The organism is Devosia sp. 1566 (genome assembly GCF_004005995.1).
GTDB lineage: Bacteria > Pseudomonadota > Alphaproteobacteria > Rhizobiales > Devosiaceae > Devosia.
Map to the genome: position 1 here is coordinate 738,687 of NZ_CP034767.1, position 18,689 is coordinate 757,375.

Consider the following 18,689-nt stretch of genomic DNA (forward strand, 5'->3'; position numbering starts at 1 on the left):
ACATTTTGCTCGTGAACAAACTGCCGATGCTGGCGCTCATCCCGCTTCTTTTTGTTTCAGCGCCAGCGTTCGGGCAGTCAGATGGCGCGCAATGCGCCAGCATCCAAAATGGGGTTGAGCGTCTGGCCTGCTATGATGCCTTGTTCAGACCCGGTACTGACCCCGCTGCAGCGCTGGAAGCCGTGCTGGAATCCACCCAGCTGATCCCGGCTCGCCCCAGCGGCCGCGGTCCTGCAACCCTGACTGTGCGCTGTGAGGCGGGGAAGTTGAGCATCTGGTTTGGTTTTGCGGGCAATACGCTATCGGCCTTGGGCAATGATGCCGGCCTGACCCTGCAATATGATCTGCAAACCGACCGCAGTCGTACCTTGCCGGTGGACCCGACCAATACTGCCATCATCATCGGGGATCAGGCGGAAGCCGCCGCCTTTGTCGACAGCCTCGCGGGCGCGACTAATATCACGGCGCGGGTCACGCCGGTGAACTCGCGTTCTCTTTCGGTCCGGTTTCGGGTGGATAGCTTCGTAGACGAGGCGCAGGCTGTGAGGGATGGTTGCAGCTAAGTACTGCGACAAATCAGCCCGAAGGCCTCTTGCCCGGTTCTCGCCATTCTTCATCCACGTCACTGCCTGATTGGGCGTTTACTCCACGCTAACCCTAATAAGACATCATTTCACTGTCGGCCTCTTAGCGTCACTTTTGCCGATCAGTAGTTATGTTGCGTTTTGTTGAGTAGCTGAGATGGCCCTATCAAATCGGTCCGTCGTGCCTGTGCACGCGACCAAGTCGGCTCGTCGCCACCGTCCCCATGCCAAGCTTATGGCGTTCGGACTCGTGGGCGTACTGAGTTATGCGGGGCTCACCAGCGTCGCCTTCAGTCCCGCAGATGCGAGCGGCGAGTTAGCGGCACCGCCTGTTGTCGTCCAGGGCAGTCTTGGCGGTACAACAACGGTGCGCACGCCACAATCGTTCGATCACCTGTTCGAGAGCGCTAGCTTTACCGGTCCCAACCGGGCGGAAAAGACCGATCGGCTTCGTCCGAAGCAGGATGCACTGGCAATTTCTCGTAGCTTCGAGGAAGTGCGCACCCGGCTCGCGGCGCTGCGTGTCGCTCCCGGCCAGCCCGAAGCCTTGGGCCAAAGCCAAATCGCCGATGCAGCCATCGAAGCGCCGGCCGAAACCGATCCGGGTCCGCGCATGTCGGTGGCTTCCATTAATCCCGAAATCGGCTCCTCCGCCCTTGACGCCATCGCCGGGATTGCCCCGACCAGCACTGCTGGGACTTTGGGCCAGCCCATGCCGGCGGTTGCCTCCGAGCAACTCGCCTATGCCCGCGCGAATGCGCCGGTTCTTGGTGCCTTCGACACTGGCAAGGCGGTTGAGGTTTCCGACAAGGAGTTGTGGTGCCTGGCCACGGCAATCTATTTCGAGGCGCGGGGCGAAAGCTATCGCGGTCAGGTCGCTGTTGCTCAGGTCGTGCTCAACCGCGTCAAGGATCACCGCTATCCCAGCACGATCTGTGGCGTCGTGTTCCAGAACCAGCACAAGCGCAATGCCTGCCAGTTCTCCTTTGCCTGCGATGGCATCCCCGAGCGGATTTCGGACAAGAAGTCATGGGCGCAGGCGGAAGACATTGCGGCGCGCTTTGTGGACGGCGAGTTGTACCTGACCGAGGTCGCCGACTCCACCCACTATCACGCCACCTATGTGCGCCCCGCCTGGGCACCCCGCATGCAAAAGTTGACGCAGGTTGGGCTGCACGTGTTCTACAAGTTCAAGCGCGGCTGGCTATTTGGCTAGAACCGATCAGCAGACGCGATAGCTTTTGCCATATACGCAGGTAAAATCTCTGCCGATCCGCACCGCGGTTGCTGCATTGGCAAAGATCATCGACATGCCAGCGGTCGGAGTGAAAGAGGTCCAGCTCTGGCCGTCCCAGAACGAGAAGCGGTTGCCTGGACCGGGCTGCTCAACCGGCGAGACGCTAATGCCCGGATACTGGATGTGCTCTGAAACCAGCGCGTCAGTAGAATAGGTGCCGGTCGCCGTGACGGCGATATCCACCCAACTCACCCGGCCCGCCTCGATCTTCTTGACCCGGACGGTTTGGAGCGGGTTGGTGTCCACCCCTTCCTCATATTGCACGTGATACTCGCGATCATCAAAGCGCACGAGGCTGGCCGTATCGATGCCAACGCCGCGTTCCCCGGCGATTGCATCAACGACTATGCCAGGTCCGATCGCCGCCAAGGCGGTGGCGCAAACGGCGCCCAGACACATTCCGACTAGCATATGGCGCGTGGGTAGGTTCATGGCTGCGTCCCGAAATGAGGCGGTTTGATCCTGCTTGTTAACAAAGCAGTAACCTTTTTGCCGCAGCCGCAGCAAAGTTCAAACAATATTAGGGTTAACGAGTGGACGTCTAGGCGGAGGGCAGGATCGCCTCGCACGCAGCGATGAAGCGATCCTGCGCTTCGCGCGTCGGCCAGGGCCGGATCAGCCGGTCGAACTGATCAACGTCAAAGGTAGGCAAGCTCGGTGCGCCGAAAAAACGTTGGGCTTCAACAGCCGAAAAGCCGGCCAGATGCACGGCTTCGAAATAAGCGGCCTCGCGATCGGCTTTCTTGATAAGTTTTCCCAAGGCTGCACCGGCTGTAGCAGGGAGGGAAAACCGCAGATAGATCGCGCCCAGCAGCCGGTCTTCCACCGTTTTGTAATTGCCGCCCATCGCCGCCTTGAAGGGCGAGATGATGTCGCCCATCACATATTCAGGGGCGTCATGCAGCAGCGCCTGCAGCTGGGCGGTGTTGTCGGCCTCGGGGTTGTGGGCGCGAAACAATTCGAGCACGAGCACCGAATGCTGCGCGACCGAAAAGGCGTAGTCGCCCAGGGTTTGCCCGTTCCAGCGGGCGACGCGGGCGAGGCCATGCGCGATATCGGACAGCTCGACATCGAGCGGGGAGGGGTCGAGAATATCGAGCCGTCGGCCTGACAACATCCGTTGCCAGGCTCGGTCTTTGCCGCGCGCCATGATGCCCCAAAGCTAAAAGAGTGGTGGCGAAACGCTACTCATCGGGCGTTGATTCGCCAAACGCATAGCTTGCGTAAGGCGGCAGGGAAAGGCGGACAGGCTTGCCCTCGACGGTCGCGGCGGAGGGATCGCTGATCCGGTCGAGCCGGACAATGGCAACAGCGCGACCGTTGACGACCTGGCCCAGGCGCCCCGCTTCGCGTTCGCCCGCCAGCACGGCACCCCCCGAAGGCGCATCGACACCGTCAACGATCACCGGGCGGCGGCGGGCGGTGCCGCGGTGTTTCATGCGGCTGACCACTTCCTGGCCGACATAGCAGCCCTTGGCAAAATCAATGCCCTCGAGCAGGTCGAGCCCGATGTCATGGGCAAAGGCGTCGTTGGCGGGAAAGTCATTGCCCTGGTGCAGGATGCCAGAAGCAATGCGCTGCTCGTGATAGGCCGTGTCGTCCGCAACCCAGCCGTTGGCCGGCTCCACCGGCGCGATCTGGCGCCAACCCAGCCTAACGGGCCCCAGCCGATCGAGATGGCTGATCGCGGCGGGGTCCTGCTCGGTGGCAAAGCCGACGCGGTGGGTTTCCCGGAGATCATCGATCACCACCTGGGCACGGAGGCGATACATCTTCATGCGCTTGAAGAAATCATCGGCCACGGACTGGTGCACATCGAGCCAGATCGCGTCGCCTGCGTAACCGGCCAGACCTTCGGCGAGGATCTTGCCTTGAGGGGAGAGCAGCGCCCAGGCGACACCGGCTTCGCCCGTGCCATCGCCCTGCGCGGGGATATGGCCGGTAACGACATCGTTGAGCAGCTTGTGGGCGTCAACGCCCGAAAACCGGAACACTGCCCGGTCGGCGCGCAGATAGGTGGTCATGATCGTCTTGCTTCCCCAGACTGTCCGCCCGCAGCAACTGCTGCGGGGATTGCGGACATGGCGCGAAGCGCTAGCATTTTCAAGAACGCGGCCAAGGTCAACCGCCGACACCGAAAGCAGGCAGCATGACGGCCCGGTTCAGAGCAATTTATTGCAGCGTACGATCGAGGTTGTATTCGCCCGCGCGGATGCGTTCGGGCAGCAGCGCCACCATTTCGGCGGCTGCATCATCGCCATGCAGTTTGACGAGAGTCGCCAGCGCCGCAAACAGGGAAGCATGAGCGAGCGAGGCGCATTCCACCCCGTCGTCTTCAGCGCCATTCCAGGCCTCCGCCAGATATTCGAGCGCGATTTGACGCTCGCTTTGCTCGTGGCTGGGCAGCTCGATTTCGGCCGCGGTGATGAAGTGAGATTTTCTGATCGCCATGCTCAGCGGGTTAACATGGATGAACGGGGCTGGCGCACCACAAATGAGTGAAGGGTTAATGCAACCTCCGCAAATTTCGTTAACGCGGGGGCTCCCTATTCGGCATAGCGGGTGTGGATTTCGCGGGCGGTTCTTTCCGCTTCTGTCAGCAGGCGCGTGAGGGCTTCGCGGGCGCTCGGGGTGCAGGCGCGGTGAAAGCGCGCATAGGCGGTGTAGCCGGTGTTGAACGCCCCGGCGAGGCGCTGGCGCTGATCATCGTCGGGCTCGTCGAGTTCGATCAACTCGGCCATCTCGGCGCGCCAATCCTCGGTGCCTGCCTGGCAGAGGGGCTGGAGGAAATAAAGGCTCCCCATGATCTCGGCGAGCCGCTCCATGCGCGGCTGATAGGGCGGGTCGATCGCCAGCGCCGGCGTGACGACGGTCAGACAAAGGGCCGCCGCAATGGGGGCGAAACGCAGCTTCACTTGGATCCTGATCTCCTGATGCTGGGCGCTCTTAGCATTACCCGGCCAGAACGGCGAGGCATTGCCGGATCACGTCGTCGAGCCGGGTCGTCGTGCGAAAGGCGGGCAGCGCTGCGGGATCGACCCATTTGTGATCGGCGATTTCACTGGAGGGCATGATGGAGCCGCTGAAATCGGAGGAAACGAACACGGCCAACTGGTAGGTGCCACCGCCGCCCAGCTGCTGCACCAGCACGGGTTGCGGATTGCGCACGGCCAGCCCCAGCTCCTCCTTGACCTCGCGGATGACGCATTGCTCGATGGTTTCGCCGGGCTCGAGACGGCCTCCCGGGAACGTCCACAAATGCTGATAGGGGGGGAAGGCGCGCTTGATCAACAGCACCTTGCCGTTGCGTACCAACGCCACGCTGGCGGCGTTTGGAAGGTCCGTCATCTCGGCTCCATTTGCGATTCAACACTGCACCCCCTATTTTGGGGCGAGCATCAGGGAGAAGCAAATATGTGTGGTCGCTATGCGGCAACGCTGCCGCCCGAGCAGATGGCGGAACTGTTTCGCCTGCTCAATCGGATCGAGATGGTGCCGCGCTTCAACATCGCGCCCACCCAGCCGGTGGTGGCGATCTGGGAAGAAGCGGGGCGGCGCGAGGCGCATTTTGCCCGCTGGGGCCTCGTGCCGCGCTGGGTCAAGGATCCGCGCGAGTTTCCGCTGCTGGTCAATGCCCGGGTCGAGACCATGGCCGAAAAGCCGGCTTTTCGCGACGCCCTCAAGCATGGCCGCTGCATCATCCCGGCCAGCGGCTATTATGAATGGCACACCGGGCCCGACAAGAAAAAGCAGCCCTATTACATCACCTATGCCGATGGCCGCCCGATGGCGCTGGCCGGGCTTTACGCCACCTGGGTAGGCCCCGAAGGCGAGGAGATCGACAGCGTCGCGACCATTACCGTGCCCACCAACAACCAGCTCTCGGTAATCCATGATCGCATGCCCGCCATTCTCGAAGGCGAAGCGATGGAGCACTGGCTGGATGTGCGCGATGTGCGGGCCGAGGAAGCCCGGCAGTTGGCGCTGCCGCTGCCCGACAATGTGCTGAGCTATCGGCCGGTCTCGACCCGGGTGAACTCGGCTGCAGTTGATGACCCGAGCCTTATCGAGGAAGTAACGCCCGAACTGGCGGAACCCACCGCGCCAGTACGGCGCAAGGCCGCTGGTGCGGGAGCGCAGCTCGATCTGTTCTAGGCGGGAGCAAGGGAATGGAGCAGTTTACCGGCGGTTGCCTCTGCGGGAAGGTCCGGCTGGTGGCGTCCGGCCGACCCTATCGGGTCGGAATCTGCCATTGCCTTGATTGCCGCAAGCATCATGGCGCCCTGTTTTATGCGGCGGCAATGTTTCCGCAGGAGGCTGTGGCGGTCAGCGGGGAGGTCGGAGAATTCGGGGGGCGGTGTTTTTGCCCCACTTGCGGGTCCTCGGTTTTTGCCCGATCGGGCGACGAGATCGAGGTGCATCTGGGCGCGCTCGATGCGCCCGATCAGCTGGTGCCGAGCTACGAATGCTGGACGATCCGGCGTGAAGCCTGGCTGCCACCCTTTCCGCTCAGCCACCATTATGAGCGCGGCCGCGACCATGCCAGCCGCTTCGAGGACGAGGGTCCCGCCTAAACACCGATGCCGAAATAGCCCAACGCATCGCCCATCGCGTCTTCCTCGTAGCCGAGATGAGAGAGCAGGATGCGCTCAAGCGTGCGGTAGACTGTCTTGGCGTCTTCGAAGTGCTCGGGCGTGGGCTCGCTCGCCAGTGCGTTAAGTGCATCGACAAGCCGCAGCAGCAGTTCATGGACCACCACATGCTCGGCGCGCAGCCGCTCGGCAATCGCCTTGAACGCGGCGCCCTGTTCGGCCAGCGCGGGGAAGATCGCGTAGTCCTCGATCGAATGATGGGTGTCGACTAACTGGCAGTATTGCCCGCACAAATTGCCGAAGCGGCGGAAATTGCTGACCATCAGGAGGCCAGAAGTTTCGCTCTCCACCTCTTCGGGCGAGACGGCGCCGGTGGAGGCGCGCTCGATCAGGCGTCCGAGCACTTCCATGTTCTGGCGCAGATGATCGTGGATCATCTTAAGATGCTGGCCGGGCAGGCGCTGGTCTGGCGTCAGCCCCTCGAGCTTTTGCAGCGGCGGGCGAGTGGCATCGTCAAGAAAGGCAATGTCATCGAGCATGGGCAACTCCCCTGTGATTGCCCCGAAATGGGGCAAGGGGGAGATGCGATCAAGTAGGCACGCGCAGGTGACTGGGCCCGGTCAGCCCAGCATCTTGCCGGGATTGAGAATGCCCTTGGGATCGAGCGCATCCTTGATCGCGCGCATCATCTGCAGGGCCACCGGGTCCTTGACCTGGCGCAGGAGGTCGACCTTGAGCTGGCCGATGCCATGCTCGGCCGAAACCGATCCGCCCAGCTTGAGCACGATCTCATAGATGGCGGCGTGGACCGGCTCGGCTCCCGCCATGAACTGCCCGTTGTCGGCGCCGGGCGGGGGGCTGAAATTGAAGTGGATATTGCCATCACCCATATGGCCGAACGGCACCGGGCGGATGCCGGGCACCACCTGCGCGGCGGCAGCCGAACCTTCTTCGATCAGCCGGGGCACGGCGGCGAGGGGCACTGAGACGTCGTGCTTGATCGAGGCGCCTTCGCGCGACTGGCACTCGCTCATTTGTTCGCGAAAGGCCCACATGCGGGTGCGGTCCTCAAGAGATTCGGCGACCACGGCATTGTCCACCAGCCCTTGGGAGAACGCAGCTTCCAATGCTTCCTGCAGGAGGCCGGGCCGGCCGCCTTTGGGCCGTAGCACCTCGATCAACGCATACCAGGGGGAGGAACCGGCCGTGGGATCGCGATCGAGCATGCCGTGCCGCAACTGGATCTGCAGGCCAATCAGCGGGATCAGCTCAAAGGCATTGAGCTGCGCCCCCGCGCGATCCCGCATCAGCTGGAAGAGGGTAAAGGCCGCGTCGGGCGAGGCGATATTGACGAGGGCGGTTTCATATTCCTCGGGCTGGGGGAAGATCTTGAGGGTGGCGGCCGTGATGATGCCGAGCGTGCCTTCGGCGCCCACCAGCAGATCCTTGAGATCATAGCCGGTATTGTCCTTTTTGAGCCCATTGAGACCCTGGTAGAGCCGGCCATCGGCCAGCACCGCCTCGACCCCCATGCACAATTCGCGCGCATTGCCATAGGCCAGCACATTGACCCCGCCGGCATTGGAGGAGAGGACGCCCCCGATCCGGGCCGAGCCTTGCGAGGCCAGCCAGAGCGGGAACATGGCCCCTTTGGCTTCGGCAGCGCGGTGGGCGTTTTCGAGCACGACGCCGGCTTCGGCAACCATGGTGCCCGCCCCGGCGTCGATTGTGCGCACCCGATCAAGCCGCGCGAGGCTCACGATTACCTCGTCGCCGCGCAGGGGTACCTGTGCGCCAACGAGGCCGGTATTGCCGCCCTGCGGGATAATGCCCACGCCATGCTCATTGGCCCAGCGGGCTAAAGCCTGCACCTGCTCAACCGAACCGGGCAGGGCTACCGCTGTTGCCGGGGTGTGGAAGCGCTTGCGCGGCTCATGCAGAAACGACCCCATCCGCTCGGGGGAAGCGATCACCTGATCGGCACCCAGCAGGGATTGAAGCTGGGCGATGGTCTCGGCTGGGCTGAGTGGCATGGAAAACCCCGGCTGGTGCAGTGCAATTGCAGGGCAGCGAACTTGCCCCTTTGCCCCCCGATGTGCCACAACCCTGCTAACGACTCCAGCAAGGGATAACAATAATGAGCACTGGATTGATGGCCGGCAAGCGTGGCCTGATCATGGGCTTGGCCAACAACCGCTCGATTGCCTGGGGCATCGCCAAGCAGCTGCATGCGCAGGGCGCCGAAATGGCGTTTTCCTACCAGGGCGAAGCGCTCAAGCGCCGCGTCGAGCCGCTGGCGGCCGAAGTGGGCTCCGACTTCCTCGTCGAGTGCGACGTCTCCGACGAGGCGGCGATGGACGAGACCTTCCGCCAGATCAAGGAAAAGTGGGGCAGCCTCGACTTCGTCGTGCATGCCATCGGCTTTTCCAACAAGGACGAGCTTGAGGGCCGCTACCTCGATACCAGCCGCGACAACTTCGCGCTGACGATGGATATCTCGGTGTATTCCTTCACCGCCGTCGCCAAACGCGCCGAGCCGCTGATGAACCCGGGCGGCTCGCTGCTGACGCTGACCTATTATGGTGCGGTCAAATACGTCCCCAACTACAACGTCATGGGTGTGGCCAAGGCCGCGCTCGAGGCGTCGGTGCGCTATCTCGCGGTTGACCTGGGCAAGAACGGCATCCGCGTCAACGCCATCTCGGCCGGGGCGATCAAGACGCTGGCGGCTTCCGGCATTTCGGGCCTGCGCGACATGCTGCACTGGCAGGAAGCCAATTCGGCGCTGCGCAAGAATGTCTCGATCGATGATGTGGGTGGCGCGGCCACCTATCTCCTGTCAGAGCTCGCGGGTGGCGTCACCGGTGAAATCCACTATGTGGATGCCGGCTTCAATGTTGTCGGCATGAAGCTGCTCGACAACGACACGCCAGCGTCCAGCGAATAATCTTCAAGGTTTCGAGTTTCCCATGAGTGATGCGTTTCAATGGCCTGACTTCTATTTCGCGCGCCATGGTGAAACCGACTGGAACCGCGAGCAGCGCTACCAGGGCACGCGTGACATTCCGCTCAACCGGGTTGGGCAGTTACAGGCCGACGCCAATGGGGTGCTGTTGCGCGAACTGCTGGAGCGGGACGGCAAGGACCCCGCTTCGCTCAACTGGTTCGCTTCGCCCCTGAGCCGCGCCGCCGAAACCATGGACCGGATGCGGGCGGCCTTTGACGTGCCGCTGCCGCCCGTGATCCACGACCGGCGGCTGGTGGAAATCTCCTTTGGAGCGCTGGAAGGGCGCCTCCACTCGGAGATCAACCGGGAACAGGCGCTGGCCCCCGGTATGCGGGATGCGAGCTATTGGAGCTTCCGGCCCGAGCGCGGCGAGAACTATGACGACGTGGCGGTCCGCCTGCTCGAATTTGCCCGCGACCTGACGCAGAACGCCGTGGTGGTGGCCCATGGCGGCGTGCTGCGGGTGTTGCGGCACCTGGTGGAAGGCACCGAGCGCGCCGAAGTGCTGAACTGGCCACCGCCGCAAGGGGTGATCGCCCATTTCAGCGGAGGACGCATGACGCTGCATGCGGCGCTCGACACCTGGAACGCGCCGGCTGATTGACCGGCCTTCCTGTCCAGACAGGGGCAAGCAGGAGTTTTATTGCATGTCGTTCAACACCTTCGGCCAGCTGTTCCGGTTCACCACCTGGGGCGAAAGCCATGGGCCCGCCCTGGGCGTGGTGGTGGATGGCTGCCCGCCCGGCCTGACCTTGACCCCCGAAATGATCCAGCGGGACCTGGACCGCCGCAAGCCCGGCCAATCCAAATATACGACGCAGCGCCGCGAGGCAGACGAGGTGCGCATCCTCTCGGGCGTGTTCGAGGACGAGCGCACTGATGGGCCGCGCACTACCGGAACGCCCATTTCGCTGATGATCGAAAACACCGATCAGCGCTCCAAGGATTATGCCGAGATCCGCGACAAATACCGGCCGGGTCACGCCGACTATACCTATGACCAGAAATACGGCATCCGCGATTATCGGGGCGGCGGGCGCACCTCGGCGCGCGAAACGGCCGCCCGGGTGGCCGCAGGAGCCGTGGCGCGGCAGGTGCTGGGAGGCATTACCATTCGCGCGAGCCTCGTCCAGGTGGGGCCGCACAAGATCGACTATTCGCGCTTTGACTGGTCGCAGGTCGACCAGAATCCGTTCTTTTGCGCCGATGCCGAGGCGGCACTGCTGTGGGCCGATTATCTCGATGGCATCCGCAAGGCCGGCAATTCGGTCGGGGCCGTGATTGAGGTGGTCGCGGAGAACGTACCGGCGGGCTGGGGCGCCCCGATCTATGGGAAGCTCAGTGCCGATCTCGCCTCGGCGATGATGAGCATCAATGCGGTCAAGGGCGTCGAAATCGGCGCCGGCTTTGATGCAGCGAGCCTGACCGGCGTCGACAATGCCGACCAGATGCGGGCAGGGGCCGAGCGGCCCTATTTCTTGTCCAACCATGCCGGCGGCATCTTGGGCGGGATCTCCAATGGCGATCCGGTGGTGTGCCGCTTTGCGGTCAAGCCGACTTCATCCATCCTGCAACCGCGCCAAACCGTCACGACCGCTAATGCCGACACGGACATCATCACCAAGGGCCGCCACGACCCCTGCGTCGGGATCCGCGCCGTCCCGGTGGGCGAAGCGATGATGGCCTGCGTGCTGGCCGACCACTTCCTGCGGCATCGCGGCCAGACCGGGCGCGATGGTGCGCTGGGCTTCGGGCGAAACTAAGCGGAGCGCTTGCGCACGAATTCGGTGCGGAGCACGAGGCCCTTGATCGCGTCGTAGCGGCAATCGATCTCTTCGGGATTGTCGGTCAGCCGGATCGACTTGATCACCGTGCCCTGCTTGAGGGTTTGGCCCGCGCCCTTGACCTTGAGGTCCTTGATCAGCACCACCGCATCGCCATCGGCGAGCGGGGTGCCGGCGCTATCGACGACGCTTAGCGTTGCCGCGGCACTGGCCGCAGCAACTTCGGAGGCTGGGCGCCATTCGCCGGTCTGCTCGTCATAGATATAGTCGTCGTCAGCTGCGGTCATACCGGGCTCCGGGTTGGGCCAGCTAGGGCCCTATAAAGTCAGGGGGTGCGGCGAAAGATCAGCACCGTTTCCACATTGCCATCGCCGCCGGCGATGGGGGAGGTGACGGAATGGCGATGGGCAAAGCCCTGCGCCGCCATGAAGGCGATCACGTCCTCCAAGGCCGTAGCGATGGCGGGCTCATTGGTGACGATGCCGCCCTTGCCCACATTGGGGCGCCCGACCTCGAATTGCGGCTTGAACAACACTACGGCGTCGGCAGTGGGGGTGCAGAGCGCTAGCGGGCCGGCCAGGACCTTGATCACCGACACAAAGCTGACGTCGGACACCAGGACGTCGATGGGCTCGGGGATCAGCTCAGGCGTGAGGTCGCGCGCATTGACACCCTCCATGCTGACCACGCGATCGCTGCCCGTGAGGCGTTCATGCAACTGACCATGGCCGACATCCACGGCGTAAATGCGCCTGGCGCCACGCTCCATCAGCACCTGGGTAAAGCCGCCGGTGGAGGCGCCGACATCGATGCAGGTTTTTCCCGCAACCTCGATTTGCCCGGCATCGAGCCCGGCCACAAGCTTGAGGGCCGCACGCGAAACATAGTTGGCGGCGGGATCGCTCAGGGCGAGCTTGTCATCCCGGGCCACCATCTGGTTCTGCTTGTGGGCAGCGACACCATTGATGGTGACGGTCCCCCGCAGGATCGCGTCCCGCGCCCGGGCGCGGCTCGGCACGAGGCCGCGCTGCTCGAGCGCCAGGTCGAGCCGGATACGGTCGCTCAATCTTCGACCAGTCGCTTGACCTTGGCCACAGCCGTTTCGGCGGCTTCGCCATAGGCAACAGTGCCATCAAAGCTGCCATCGGCATTGATCAGGAAGGTCGAAGCGGTGTGGTCCACCAGATAATAGGGATCGTTGGGCTCGCCACTTTTTTCGGAAAACACGCCAAAGGCGGCCTTAGCATCTTCCGTCGCCTCGGGGCTGCCGACGAGCCCGATAATGGACGGATCATAGCCTTCCACATAGCCCTTGACCGTTTCGAGCGTGTCGCGCTCGGGATCGACGGTCACAAAGATGATGCGCAGGTCTTCGGGAGAAAGGCCCAGCTGCTGGCGCCAGGCAGTCGTTTCGGCCAGGGTGGTGGGGCAGACATCGGGGCAGAAGGTATAGCCAAAGAACACGAGGCTCGGCGTGCCGCGCAGATCGTTCTGCGTGAAGCTGCCGCCCTGGGTGGATTCCAGCGCAAATTCTCGGCCGGTCAGACCCAGCGGGCGCGCCGGGGGGCGGAACAGGTAGAGCATGGTGGCGGCAAAGGCGACCACAACCACAAGGCTCCACAAAGCGATCCGGAACCGGCGCAAGGATTTGGGCGATTGTGACATGGCTCAGGCGTCCAGCGGTTCGGTTCCGGTGGCGCGACCATCGCGCGACAGGGTGATCTTTTCGATGCGCGCTTCGGCCGTGCGCAGCAGGGTTTCGCAATGGGCTTTCAGCGCTTCGCCGCGCTCATAGATCGCTATGGATTCCGCCAGCGGCGCCTTGCCGCTTTCCAGCTTGCCGACGATTTCCTCCAGCTGGGCCAGCGCGGCCTCGAAGCTGAGGGACTTGACGTCTTCATGGGTTGGTTCGGCCATAGGAAATCCTATTCTTCGAGACGGCCCACAGCGCCGTCCATCAGCATGGCGACATGGTGCGAAACGCCCCCCGCCAGGCCCTTGAGGTCATACCCACCTTCCAGCAGCGATACAATCCGGTTGGCACAGTGGCGTTCCGCCACATCCATGAGCTTGCCGGTGAGCCAGCTGAAGTCTGAGGACTGCCAGTTGAGCTGGGCCAGAGGGTCGCGGGCGTCGGCGTCGAAGCCGGCTGACAGCAGCAGCAGATCGGGCGAAAAGTCGATCAGGGCGGGGATGATGCGCTCGAGATAGGCTTCGCGCATTGCCGCGCCGTCGCTTTGCGGATCGAGCGGCACATTGACGATATTGCCGACGCCGGTTTCGCTGGCAGCGCCGGTGCCGGGGTAGAGCGGCATCTGGTGGCTCGACGCATAGAAAACGGTCGGGTCGTCCTTGAAGATATCCTGAGTGCCGTTGCCGTGATGCACGTCGAAATCGATGATGGCGATGCGCTCGGCGCCGTATTTGCGCTGCGCTTCGCGGGCGGTGATGGCGGCGGTGTTGATGAGGCAAAAGCCCATGGGCCGGGCGATTTCGGCGTGATGGCCCGGCGGGCGGATGGCGCAGAAGGCGTTGTCGACTTCGCCGAGGAGAACGGCGCGCAGGGCGGTGAGGGCGCCGCCGAGGCCGGTGGCGGCGGCGTCCATGGAGCCGGGGGAGATAAAAGTGTCGGCATCGATCCGCCCGATGCCTTCAAGGGGGCGGGCGTGGCGCAGGCCGGCGAGATAATCGGGGCTGTGCACCAGCTCGGCCAGGGTCAGATCGGCGAAATCAGCGTTGCGGCGCAAGAGCTTATCGAAACGCGGCCGCGCCAGCGCTTCTTCCACTGCAGCGATGCGGTCGGCCCGCTCGGCATGTTTGGGCGGGGTCTCGTGGTCGGCAAAATTGGGCTGGCTGACAAGAAGAGTGGTCACAGGGGAGGGGCTCCGCGAAGGCATCGTCTTGACGTGCTGGGGCTTGGTTGTCAAACCAGCGCCATGAAGATGAACGACGGATTAACGGTTTCCGATCCCACCGACCCACAAGAGGCGGCGGCCTTGCTGCGGGCCGGCCAACTCTGCGCTTTTCCAACCGAAACGGTCTATGGGTTGGGCGCTGATGCGACCAACCCCGATGCGGTGCTCGCGATCTATGAGACCAAGGGTCGGCCTCGGTTCAATCCGCTGATCATCCATTGCGCTGACATCGGCATGGCCGAAGCACTGGCGCAGTTCTCGCCGCTGGCGCGGCGGCTCGCGGCGTTGTGGCCGGCGCCACTGACCTTGGTCCTGCCGGCGCGGGCGGGCAATGGGCTGGCCGATGTAGCGACGGCCGGGCTCGACACCGTGGCGATCCGCATTCCCGACCATCCGCTGGCGCTGGCAGTGATCCGTGCGGCGGGGCGGCCGCTGGCAGCGCCGTCGGCCAATCCATCAGGAAAGTTGTCGCCGACCACAGCCGAGCAGGTGCGGCGCGGTTTTGGGGGCAGGGTGCCGGTGCTCGATGGCGGGCCGTGCAAGGCTGGGGTGGAATCCACGATCATTGCTGTGGATGGTGAGCGGCTGGTGCAATTGCGCGCCGGGGCAATGGCGCGCAGCGAAATCGAGGAGCGCCTGGGCTTAGCGGTGGAACAGGCCAGCGCCGATGCGGCAGTGACGGCGCCAGGCATGCTGCGCAGCCATTATGCGCCGGGCGCGCTGATGCGGCTCAACACCACGCCGCAGCCGGGCGAGGCCTATCTGGCCTTTGGCGAAGCGCCCGATTTTGCGGGGCCGATGCGCAATCTGTCCCCCAGCGGGGATTTGCACGAGGCGGCGCGGAACCTCTTTTCCATGCTGCACGAGCTCGATGCCACGGGCGCCCCGACCATTGCGGTCGCGCCCATTCCCGCAACGGGGCTGGGGGAAGCGATCAATGACCGGCTGGAGCGCGCGGCGGCCCCGCGCTAGGGCGGCAGCCTCGCGGGCTTAGTCGCGGACCTTGTAGGGTTTCTGGTCGCGCCAGAAGCGCATCAGGCTTTCAAGGTCCGGATCGCCGCCCGGGGGCAGCACGACCCGCAGGTTCACGTACAGGTCGCCATCGCCATAAAGACCCTTGCCCTTGAGACGCAGGGACTTGGAAGTATCGACGCCCGGCGGCAGGTTGAGCTCGACCGAGCCATCGAGCGTGGGGACGCGCACCTTGACCCCAAGCACGGCCTCGTAAAGCGTGATGGGCAGATCGGTGCGCAGATCGCTGCCGTCGCGGCGGAAGGCCTTGGACTTCTCGAACTTGACGGTGACCAGCGCATCGCCGTTTTCCCCGCCGAAGGGGCTGGGCTGACCCTGGCCCTTGAGGCGGATCTGCTGGTTCTCCTCGACCTTTTCGGGGAGCTTGACCGACAGCACCTTGCCGCTGGGCATCCGCACCGGGATGGAAGCCGCCTTGTGCGCGTCTTCGAGGGACACAGCAGCGGTGACGATGATGTCCTCGCCCTTGCTGCGCAGGCCCGCACTGGTGCTGGCGGTGCCGGTAAAGGGATCCCACTGGGCGCCGCCGGCACCCGCGCTGCGGCTGGCGCCACGCGGCTGGCCGCCAAAGCCGTTCATGAATTCCTTGAGGATGTCCTCGGCTGAAAAGCCGCCCTGCGCCGAGCGGGCGCCACCGGCGCTGCCATAAGCGCCCGGGTTGAAGCCGGGGTGACGCGGATTGCCATCGGCATCGATCTCGCCGCGGTCGAACTGCGCGCGTTTTTCGGCGTCGTTGAGCAGGTCATAGGCATTGGTCGCCTCAGCAAACTTGCTGTGCGCGCTGGGATCGTCTGGGTTCTGATCGGGGTGGTACTTCTTGGCCAGCTTGCGATAAGCGGACTTGATGTCCTTTTCGCTCGCCGTGCGAGGCACCCCAAGTACGGTATAGGGATCGCGCATGGGTTCCAATCAGTTGAGGGTTGCGAGGCGTTGCTTAGCCTCTGGTTCAAGCTCTATATGGCGAGCGCCCCTCCCAATGTCTAGTTTGGGTGGCCCGAAGGGTAGCGGAAAAGCAAAAGGACAGGTCGATGTTGCAGACACTTACCGAACGGCTGTTCGATGACAGCGACCGCTCCGAGCTCGATCCCTTCGCCTTGTTCGAGGAATGGTTTGCCCTGGCTAAGGAGGGCGAGCTCAACGATCCCAATGCGATGGCTCTTGCGACCGCCGATGCCGATGGCATGCCCGATGTGCGCATGGTGCTGCTGAACGGGCGCGATGAACGGGGCTTTGTGTTCTTCACCAATTTCGAAAGTGCCAAGGGGCGCCAGCTGCTGGCCAACCCCAAGGCGGCCATGCTGATGCATTGGAAATCGCTGCGGCGGCAGGTGCGCGTGCGTGGGCCGGTGGAAGTGGTGTCGGTCGAGGAAGCCAATGCCTATTTCGGCGCGCGACCCAAGGGCTCGCAACTGGCGTCATCGGCTTCCCTGCAGTCGCGCCCGCTCGATAGCCGCGAAACGCTCGTCGAGCGCGTGGCGGAGTTGACCGAAAAAGTGGGTGAGAACACGGTGCCACGGCCCGCGCACTGGTCCGGCTTTCGCATCGTGCCCCTCGAGATCGAATTTTGGAAGGACGGGCAGTTCCGCCTGCATGACCGGGTGCGGTTTATGCGCCCGGAGCGCAATGCTGGCTGGACCAGCACGCGCCTTTACCCCTAGCATTGCCCACCAGTTGATCCTTTCGCAAGACATGCGCGCTCAGCTCGCACCATATTCAAGACCGGCGGCCAAGTGCGCATTCTGATCAGAACTTCAAAGACCGCTATCTGGGCGCGCTGGCTTGGGGGGCTGGCCGTGCCGGTGCTGGTGATCCCGGTGGTGATGCACCGGCTGCGCTGGCTGACGGGGGATCTGTTCCTCGTGGCCATGGTGCTCGCCTGCATCATCGCCGTGCTGGCGGTCGGCACGGCCATCGTGGCGCTGGCTCGCTTGTGGCAGAGCGGCGACCAAGGCTGGAACCGCGCCCTTGGGGGGCTGGTGATGGGGCTGCTGTGTCTGGCGCCCTTCGCCTGGTACGGCAATCTGGCGCTGACCTATCCGCCCGTGACCGATATCGCGACGATCGACCGGGGCGCCATGCCCCTGGTGTTCGAGCCCGGCACCGCCGCCATGCCGCCGCCGCGCACGCTGACGCGCGAGCAGATCGCGGCGCTGTTTCCCAATGTGGAAACGCGCGAATATCCGCTGACGCCCGAGCAGGCCTATGAAGTGGTGCTGCGCCAGGTGACGAGCCTGGGCTGGGATTTGCGCCTGCAACGCCCGCCGCTGGGAAGCGAGCCCGGGCGCATCAATGCCCAGATCATGACCTGGCCGGGCTGGCGCGAGGAAGCGGTGTTCCGCATCGAGGCCGGGCCCGAAGGCTCGCGCGTCGACATGCGGTCGGCCTCGCTGCATGCCTTTCATGATTTTGGCAGCAATGGCACGCGCATCGAGACGTTTCTCAGCGCGCTAGACGACGAAGTGACGGTGCTGCTGCGCGACAATCCCAGCACCACCCAGCCGGTGGATGCGGAGGCCGAGGAGACCGGCGAGTCAGAGACTGACGCGGAGGCCGAGGAGGCCGGATCGGAGCCGTAACCGGCCGAGATCGGCGAGATATTCCAGTTGCGCGCCCACAGTCATGGCCGCGGCCCGGCGCACGGGCAGGGACACATCGGGATAAAGCGCGCGCACAATGGCGGGGATGGAGCGGGCGCCTTGCTCCACCGCGGCAATGATCTGTCGGTTGCGCTCCTGCCGGTGGGCGAGGAGCGCCCTGGCATAGCTCGGACCATCTTCGATGGGGCCGCCATGGGCGGGAACATAGCGGCGATAGGGCAGGGCGATGAGCTTTTCCAGCGACTGGAGATAATCGGCCATCGAACCGTCCGGGCTCGCGACGAGAGTGGAATTCCAGCCCATGACGTGATCGCCTGTCAGCACGGTGTCGGTGCCGGTAAGGCCAAAGGCGAGGTGGTTGGCGCAATGGCCCGGCGTCGTATGCACCAGGAGCTCGAGGTCGCCGGCCAGGATGGTTTCCCCGTCCCTCAATACCCTGTCAGGCTGTAGCTCCCAATCGGAGGAGCGGCGCAGGGCGTTGGTTTCTCCTGCGCGCAAGGGGCGGGACAGGCGATGCGCCCCGCCAAACCAGAGCGGCGCGTTGAGTTCGGCTGCCAGTTGGGCGGCGCCAGCGCTATGGTCGCGATGGGTGTGGGTGAGGATGATGGCGCTCACCGGGCGCCCGGCGATGGCCTGCTCGAGTGCGGTGCGGTGCGCCGAATCATCGGGACCCGGATCGATGAGGGCGAGCTGCTCGTGCCCGACGAGGAAACTATTGGTGCCGGTGAAGGTATAGGGGCTGGCATTGGGCGCGGTGACGCGCATCAGGCCCGGGGCCACGGCAACAGTCTTGCCGGTCTGGGAATCGAAGCTGCGCTCGAACACGAGCTTGGGAGGTGTTGCCATTGCACTCACTAGGGCGAAAGACTAAGACTGGACAA

25 protein-coding genes are annotated in these 18,689 nt (G+C 64.0%); 10 read left to right on the forward strand and 15 right to left on the reverse strand.

Annotation, left to right across the window (positions count from 1 at the left end; translation table 11 throughout):
• Positions 1-11: 11 nt before the first annotated feature.
• Both ELX51_RS03570 and ELX51_RS03575 read left to right on the forward strand, forming a co-directional pair.
• Positions 12-563: a hypothetical protein gene (locus ELX51_RS03570; protein WP_127752219.1), complete on the forward strand. Its 552-nt coding sequence runs from the start codon at positions 12-14 to the stop codon at positions 561-563.
• A gap of 178 nt (positions 564-741) precedes the next feature.
• The gene (locus ELX51_RS03575) at positions 742-1,800 is read left to right on the forward strand and encodes a cell wall hydrolase (RefSeq protein ID WP_127752220.1); all 1,059 of its coding nucleotides are present in this window, start codon (positions 742-744) and stop codon (positions 1,798-1,800) included.
• Positions 1,801-1,806: 6 nt separating this feature from the next.
• Here the strand turns inward: ELX51_RS03575 and ELX51_RS03580 are convergent, their stop codons facing one another.
• The 6 genes from ELX51_RS03580 to ELX51_RS03605 all read right to left on the reverse strand — a co-directional run bounded on the left by ELX51_RS03580 (position 1,807) and on the right by ELX51_RS03605 (position 5,229).
• Positions 1,807-2,313 (reverse strand): hypothetical protein, encoded by a 507-nt coding sequence (locus ELX51_RS03580; protein ID WP_127752221.1) that lies wholly within the window; start codon positions 2,311-2,313, stop codon positions 1,807-1,809.
• Between the two features lie 109 nt (positions 2,314-2,422).
• The gene (locus ELX51_RS03585) at positions 2,423-2,998 is read right to left on the reverse strand and encodes an HD family hydrolase (protein ID WP_248305241.1); all 576 of its coding nucleotides are present in this window, start codon (positions 2,996-2,998) and stop codon (positions 2,423-2,425) included.
• Between the two features lie 67 nt (positions 2,999-3,065).
• Entirely contained in the window at positions 3,066-3,905 is an 840-nt protein-coding gene (locus tag ELX51_RS03590) for a folate-binding protein YgfZ (RefSeq protein ID WP_127752223.1), read from the reverse strand.
• Between the two features lie 148 nt (positions 3,906-4,053).
• Positions 4,054-4,332, reverse strand: a complete 279-nt coding sequence (locus ELX51_RS03595) for a hypothetical protein (RefSeq protein WP_127752224.1) — start codon at positions 4,330-4,332, stop codon at positions 4,054-4,056.
• A 95-nt stretch (positions 4,333-4,427) separates the two neighbouring features.
• On the reverse strand, positions 4,428-4,796 hold the full coding sequence (locus ELX51_RS03600; RefSeq protein ID WP_164854736.1) for a TIGR02301 family protein: 369 nt from the start codon (positions 4,794-4,796) through the stop codon (positions 4,428-4,430).
• A 37-nt stretch (positions 4,797-4,833) separates the two neighbouring features.
• A complete protein-coding gene (locus tag ELX51_RS03605) occupies positions 4,834-5,229 on the reverse strand; it encodes an NUDIX domain-containing protein (RefSeq protein WP_127752226.1) in 396 nt (131 codons plus the stop codon).
• A 66-nt stretch (positions 5,230-5,295) separates the two neighbouring features.
• On the opposite strand from ELX51_RS03605, the gene ELX51_RS03610 reads away from it, so the two are divergent.
• Positions 5,296-6,036, forward strand: coding sequence for an SOS response-associated peptidase (locus ELX51_RS03610; RefSeq protein ID WP_127752227.1), 741 nt, complete (start codon positions 5,296-5,298; stop codon positions 6,034-6,036).
• 14 nt (positions 6,037-6,050) lie between these two features.
• The gene (locus tag ELX51_RS03615) at positions 6,051-6,455 is read left to right on the forward strand and encodes a GFA family protein (protein WP_127752228.1); all 405 of its coding nucleotides are present in this window, start codon (positions 6,051-6,053) and stop codon (positions 6,453-6,455) included.
• Here the strand turns inward: ELX51_RS03615 and ELX51_RS03620 are convergent.
• Positions 6,452-7,012 carry a hemerythrin domain-containing protein gene (locus ELX51_RS03620; RefSeq protein ID WP_127752229.1) on the reverse strand — a complete coding sequence of 187 codons (561 nt, stop codon included), beginning with the start codon at positions 7,010-7,012 and terminating at the stop codon, positions 6,452-6,454. The genes ELX51_RS03615 and ELX51_RS03620 overlap by 4 nt on opposite strands.
• 81 nt (positions 7,013-7,093) lie before the next feature.
• A complete protein-coding gene (locus ELX51_RS03625; RefSeq protein WP_127752230.1) occupies positions 7,094-8,506 on the reverse strand; it encodes an FAD-binding oxidoreductase in 1,413 nt (470 codons plus the stop codon).
• Positions 8,507-8,610: 104 nt separating this feature from the next.
• Between ELX51_RS03625 and ELX51_RS03630 the strand changes: the two genes are divergently transcribed.
• Genes ELX51_RS03630 through aroC form a run of 3 tightly spaced genes read left to right on the forward strand, consistent with a single transcriptional unit; the run spans position 8,611 to position 11,243 of the window.
• Positions 8,611-9,420: an SDR family oxidoreductase gene (locus ELX51_RS03630; protein WP_127752231.1), complete on the forward strand. Its 810-nt coding sequence runs from the start codon at positions 8,611-8,613 to the stop codon at positions 9,418-9,420.
• Positions 9,421-9,442: 22 nt separating this feature from the next.
• Positions 9,443-10,084, forward strand: coding sequence for a histidine phosphatase family protein (locus ELX51_RS03635; protein ID WP_127752232.1), 642 nt, complete (start codon positions 9,443-9,445; stop codon positions 10,082-10,084).
• 43 nt (positions 10,085-10,127) lie between these two features.
• A complete protein-coding gene (aroC, locus tag ELX51_RS03640; RefSeq protein ID WP_127752233.1) occupies positions 10,128-11,243 on the forward strand; it encodes a chorismate synthase in 1,116 nt (371 codons plus the stop codon).
• On the opposite strand, the gene ELX51_RS03645 is transcribed toward aroC, so the two are convergent.
• The 5 genes from ELX51_RS03645 to ELX51_RS03665 are packed head-to-tail and all read right to left on the reverse strand — an operon-like array spanning position 11,240 to position 14,137.
• Positions 11,240-11,551 carry an alkylphosphonate utilization protein gene (locus ELX51_RS03645; protein ID WP_127752234.1) on the reverse strand — a complete coding sequence of 104 codons (312 nt, stop codon included), beginning with the start codon at positions 11,549-11,551 and terminating at the stop codon, positions 11,240-11,242. The genes aroC and ELX51_RS03645 overlap by 4 nt on opposite strands.
• 38 nt (positions 11,552-11,589) lie before the next feature.
• Positions 11,590-12,330: a TlyA family RNA methyltransferase gene (locus ELX51_RS03650; protein ID WP_127752235.1), complete on the reverse strand. Its 741-nt coding sequence runs from the start codon at positions 12,328-12,330 to the stop codon at positions 11,590-11,592.
• Positions 12,327-12,929, reverse strand: a complete 603-nt coding sequence (locus ELX51_RS03655) for an SCO family protein (RefSeq protein WP_127752236.1) — start codon at positions 12,927-12,929, stop codon at positions 12,327-12,329. Before ELX51_RS03655 ends, ELX51_RS03650 begins: the two co-directional genes overlap by 4 nt.
• Positions 12,930-12,932: 3 nt before the next feature.
• Positions 12,933-13,181, reverse strand: coding sequence for an exodeoxyribonuclease VII small subunit (locus tag ELX51_RS03660; protein WP_127752237.1), 249 nt, complete (start codon positions 13,179-13,181; stop codon positions 12,933-12,935).
• 8 nt (positions 13,182-13,189) lie between these two features.
• Positions 13,190-14,137, reverse strand: a complete 948-nt coding sequence (locus ELX51_RS03665; RefSeq protein ID WP_127752238.1) for a histone deacetylase family protein — start codon at positions 14,135-14,137, stop codon at positions 13,190-13,192.
• A gap of 69 nt (positions 14,138-14,206) precedes the next feature.
• On the opposite strand from ELX51_RS03665, the gene ELX51_RS03670 reads away from it, so the two are divergent.
• A complete protein-coding gene (locus tag ELX51_RS03670; RefSeq protein WP_127752239.1) occupies positions 14,207-15,151 on the forward strand; it encodes an L-threonylcarbamoyladenylate synthase in 945 nt (314 codons plus the stop codon).
• Between the two features lie 18 nt (positions 15,152-15,169).
• On the opposite strand, the gene ELX51_RS03675 is transcribed toward ELX51_RS03670, so the two are convergent.
• A complete protein-coding gene (locus ELX51_RS03675; protein WP_127752240.1) occupies positions 15,170-16,111 on the reverse strand; it encodes a J domain-containing protein in 942 nt (313 codons plus the stop codon).
• A gap of 128 nt (positions 16,112-16,239) precedes the next feature.
• Between ELX51_RS03675 and pdxH the strand changes: the two genes are divergently transcribed.
• Together pdxH and ELX51_RS03685 are read left to right on the forward strand one after the other, a co-directional pair.
• The gene (pdxH, locus tag ELX51_RS03680) at positions 16,240-16,869 is read left to right on the forward strand and encodes a pyridoxamine 5'-phosphate oxidase (RefSeq protein WP_127752241.1); all 630 of its coding nucleotides are present in this window, start codon (positions 16,240-16,242) and stop codon (positions 16,867-16,869) included.
• Between the two features lie 72 nt (positions 16,870-16,941).
• Positions 16,942-17,787, forward strand: a complete 846-nt coding sequence (locus ELX51_RS03685) for a DUF1499 domain-containing protein (protein ID WP_127752242.1) — start codon at positions 16,942-16,944, stop codon at positions 17,785-17,787.
• Here the strand turns inward: ELX51_RS03685 and ELX51_RS03690 are convergent.
• Positions 17,743-18,654, reverse strand: a complete 912-nt coding sequence (locus tag ELX51_RS03690) for an MBL fold metallo-hydrolase (RefSeq protein ID WP_127752243.1) — start codon at positions 18,652-18,654, stop codon at positions 17,743-17,745. The two genes, ELX51_RS03685 and ELX51_RS03690, sit on opposite strands and share 45 nt — an antisense overlap.
• Positions 18,655-18,689: the final 35 nt, after the last annotated feature.

Bases quoted from the DNA above. Each gene is read 5' to 3' on its own strand.
- ELX51_RS03575 (WP_127752220.1), top strand. From the start codon at position 742: ATGGCCCTATCAAATCGGTCCGTCGTGCCTGTGCACGCGACCAAGTCG.
- ELX51_RS03580 (WP_127752221.1), bottom strand. From the start codon at position 2,313: ATGAACCTACCCACGCGCCATATGCTAGTCGGAATGTGTCTGGGCGCC.
- ELX51_RS03585 (WP_248305241.1), bottom strand. From the start codon at position 2,998: ATGTTGTCAGGCCGACGGCTCGATATTCTCGACCCCTCCCCGCTCGAT.
- ELX51_RS03590 (WP_127752223.1), bottom strand. From the start codon at position 3,905: ATGACCACCTATCTGCGCGCCGACCGGGCAGTGTTCCGGTTTTCGGGC.
- ELX51_RS03595 (WP_127752224.1), bottom strand. From the start codon at position 4,332: ATGGCGATCAGAAAATCTCACTTCATCACCGCGGCCGAAATCGAGCTG.
- ELX51_RS03605 (WP_127752226.1), bottom strand. From the start codon at position 5,229: ATGACGGACCTTCCAAACGCCGCCAGCGTGGCGTTGGTACGCAACGGC.
- ELX51_RS03610 (WP_127752227.1), top strand. From the start codon at position 5,296: ATGTGTGGTCGCTATGCGGCAACGCTGCCGCCCGAGCAGATGGCGGAA.
- ELX51_RS03615 (WP_127752228.1), top strand. From the start codon at position 6,051: ATGGAGCAGTTTACCGGCGGTTGCCTCTGCGGGAAGGTCCGGCTGGTG.
- ELX51_RS03620 (WP_127752229.1), bottom strand. From the start codon at position 7,012: ATGCTCGATGACATTGCCTTTCTTGACGATGCCACTCGCCCGCCGCTG.
- ELX51_RS03625 (WP_127752230.1), bottom strand. From the start codon at position 8,506: ATGCCACTCAGCCCAGCCGAGACCATCGCCCAGCTTCAATCCCTGCTG.
- ELX51_RS03630 (WP_127752231.1), top strand. From the start codon at position 8,611: ATGAGCACTGGATTGATGGCCGGCAAGCGTGGCCTGATCATGGGCTTG.
- ELX51_RS03635 (WP_127752232.1), top strand. From the start codon at position 9,443: ATGAGTGATGCGTTTCAATGGCCTGACTTCTATTTCGCGCGCCATGGT.
- aroC (WP_127752233.1), top strand. From the start codon at position 10,128: ATGTCGTTCAACACCTTCGGCCAGCTGTTCCGGTTCACCACCTGGGGC.
- ELX51_RS03645 (WP_127752234.1), bottom strand. From the start codon at position 11,551: ATGACCGCAGCTGACGACGACTATATCTATGACGAGCAGACCGGCGAA.
- ELX51_RS03655 (WP_127752236.1), bottom strand. From the start codon at position 12,929: ATGTCACAATCGCCCAAATCCTTGCGCCGGTTCCGGATCGCTTTGTGG.
- ELX51_RS03660 (WP_127752237.1), bottom strand. From the start codon at position 13,181: ATGGCCGAACCAACCCATGAAGACGTCAAGTCCCTCAGCTTCGAGGCC.
- ELX51_RS03670 (WP_127752239.1), top strand. From the start codon at position 14,207: ATGAACGACGGATTAACGGTTTCCGATCCCACCGACCCACAAGAGGCG.
- ELX51_RS03675 (WP_127752240.1), bottom strand. From the start codon at position 16,111: ATGCGCGATCCCTATACCGTACTTGGGGTGCCTCGCACGGCGAGCGAA.
- pdxH (WP_127752241.1), top strand. From the start codon at position 16,240: ATGTTGCAGACACTTACCGAACGGCTGTTCGATGACAGCGACCGCTCC.
- ELX51_RS03690 (WP_127752243.1), bottom strand. From the start codon at position 18,654: ATGGCAACACCTCCCAAGCTCGTGTTCGAGCGCAGCTTCGATTCCCAG.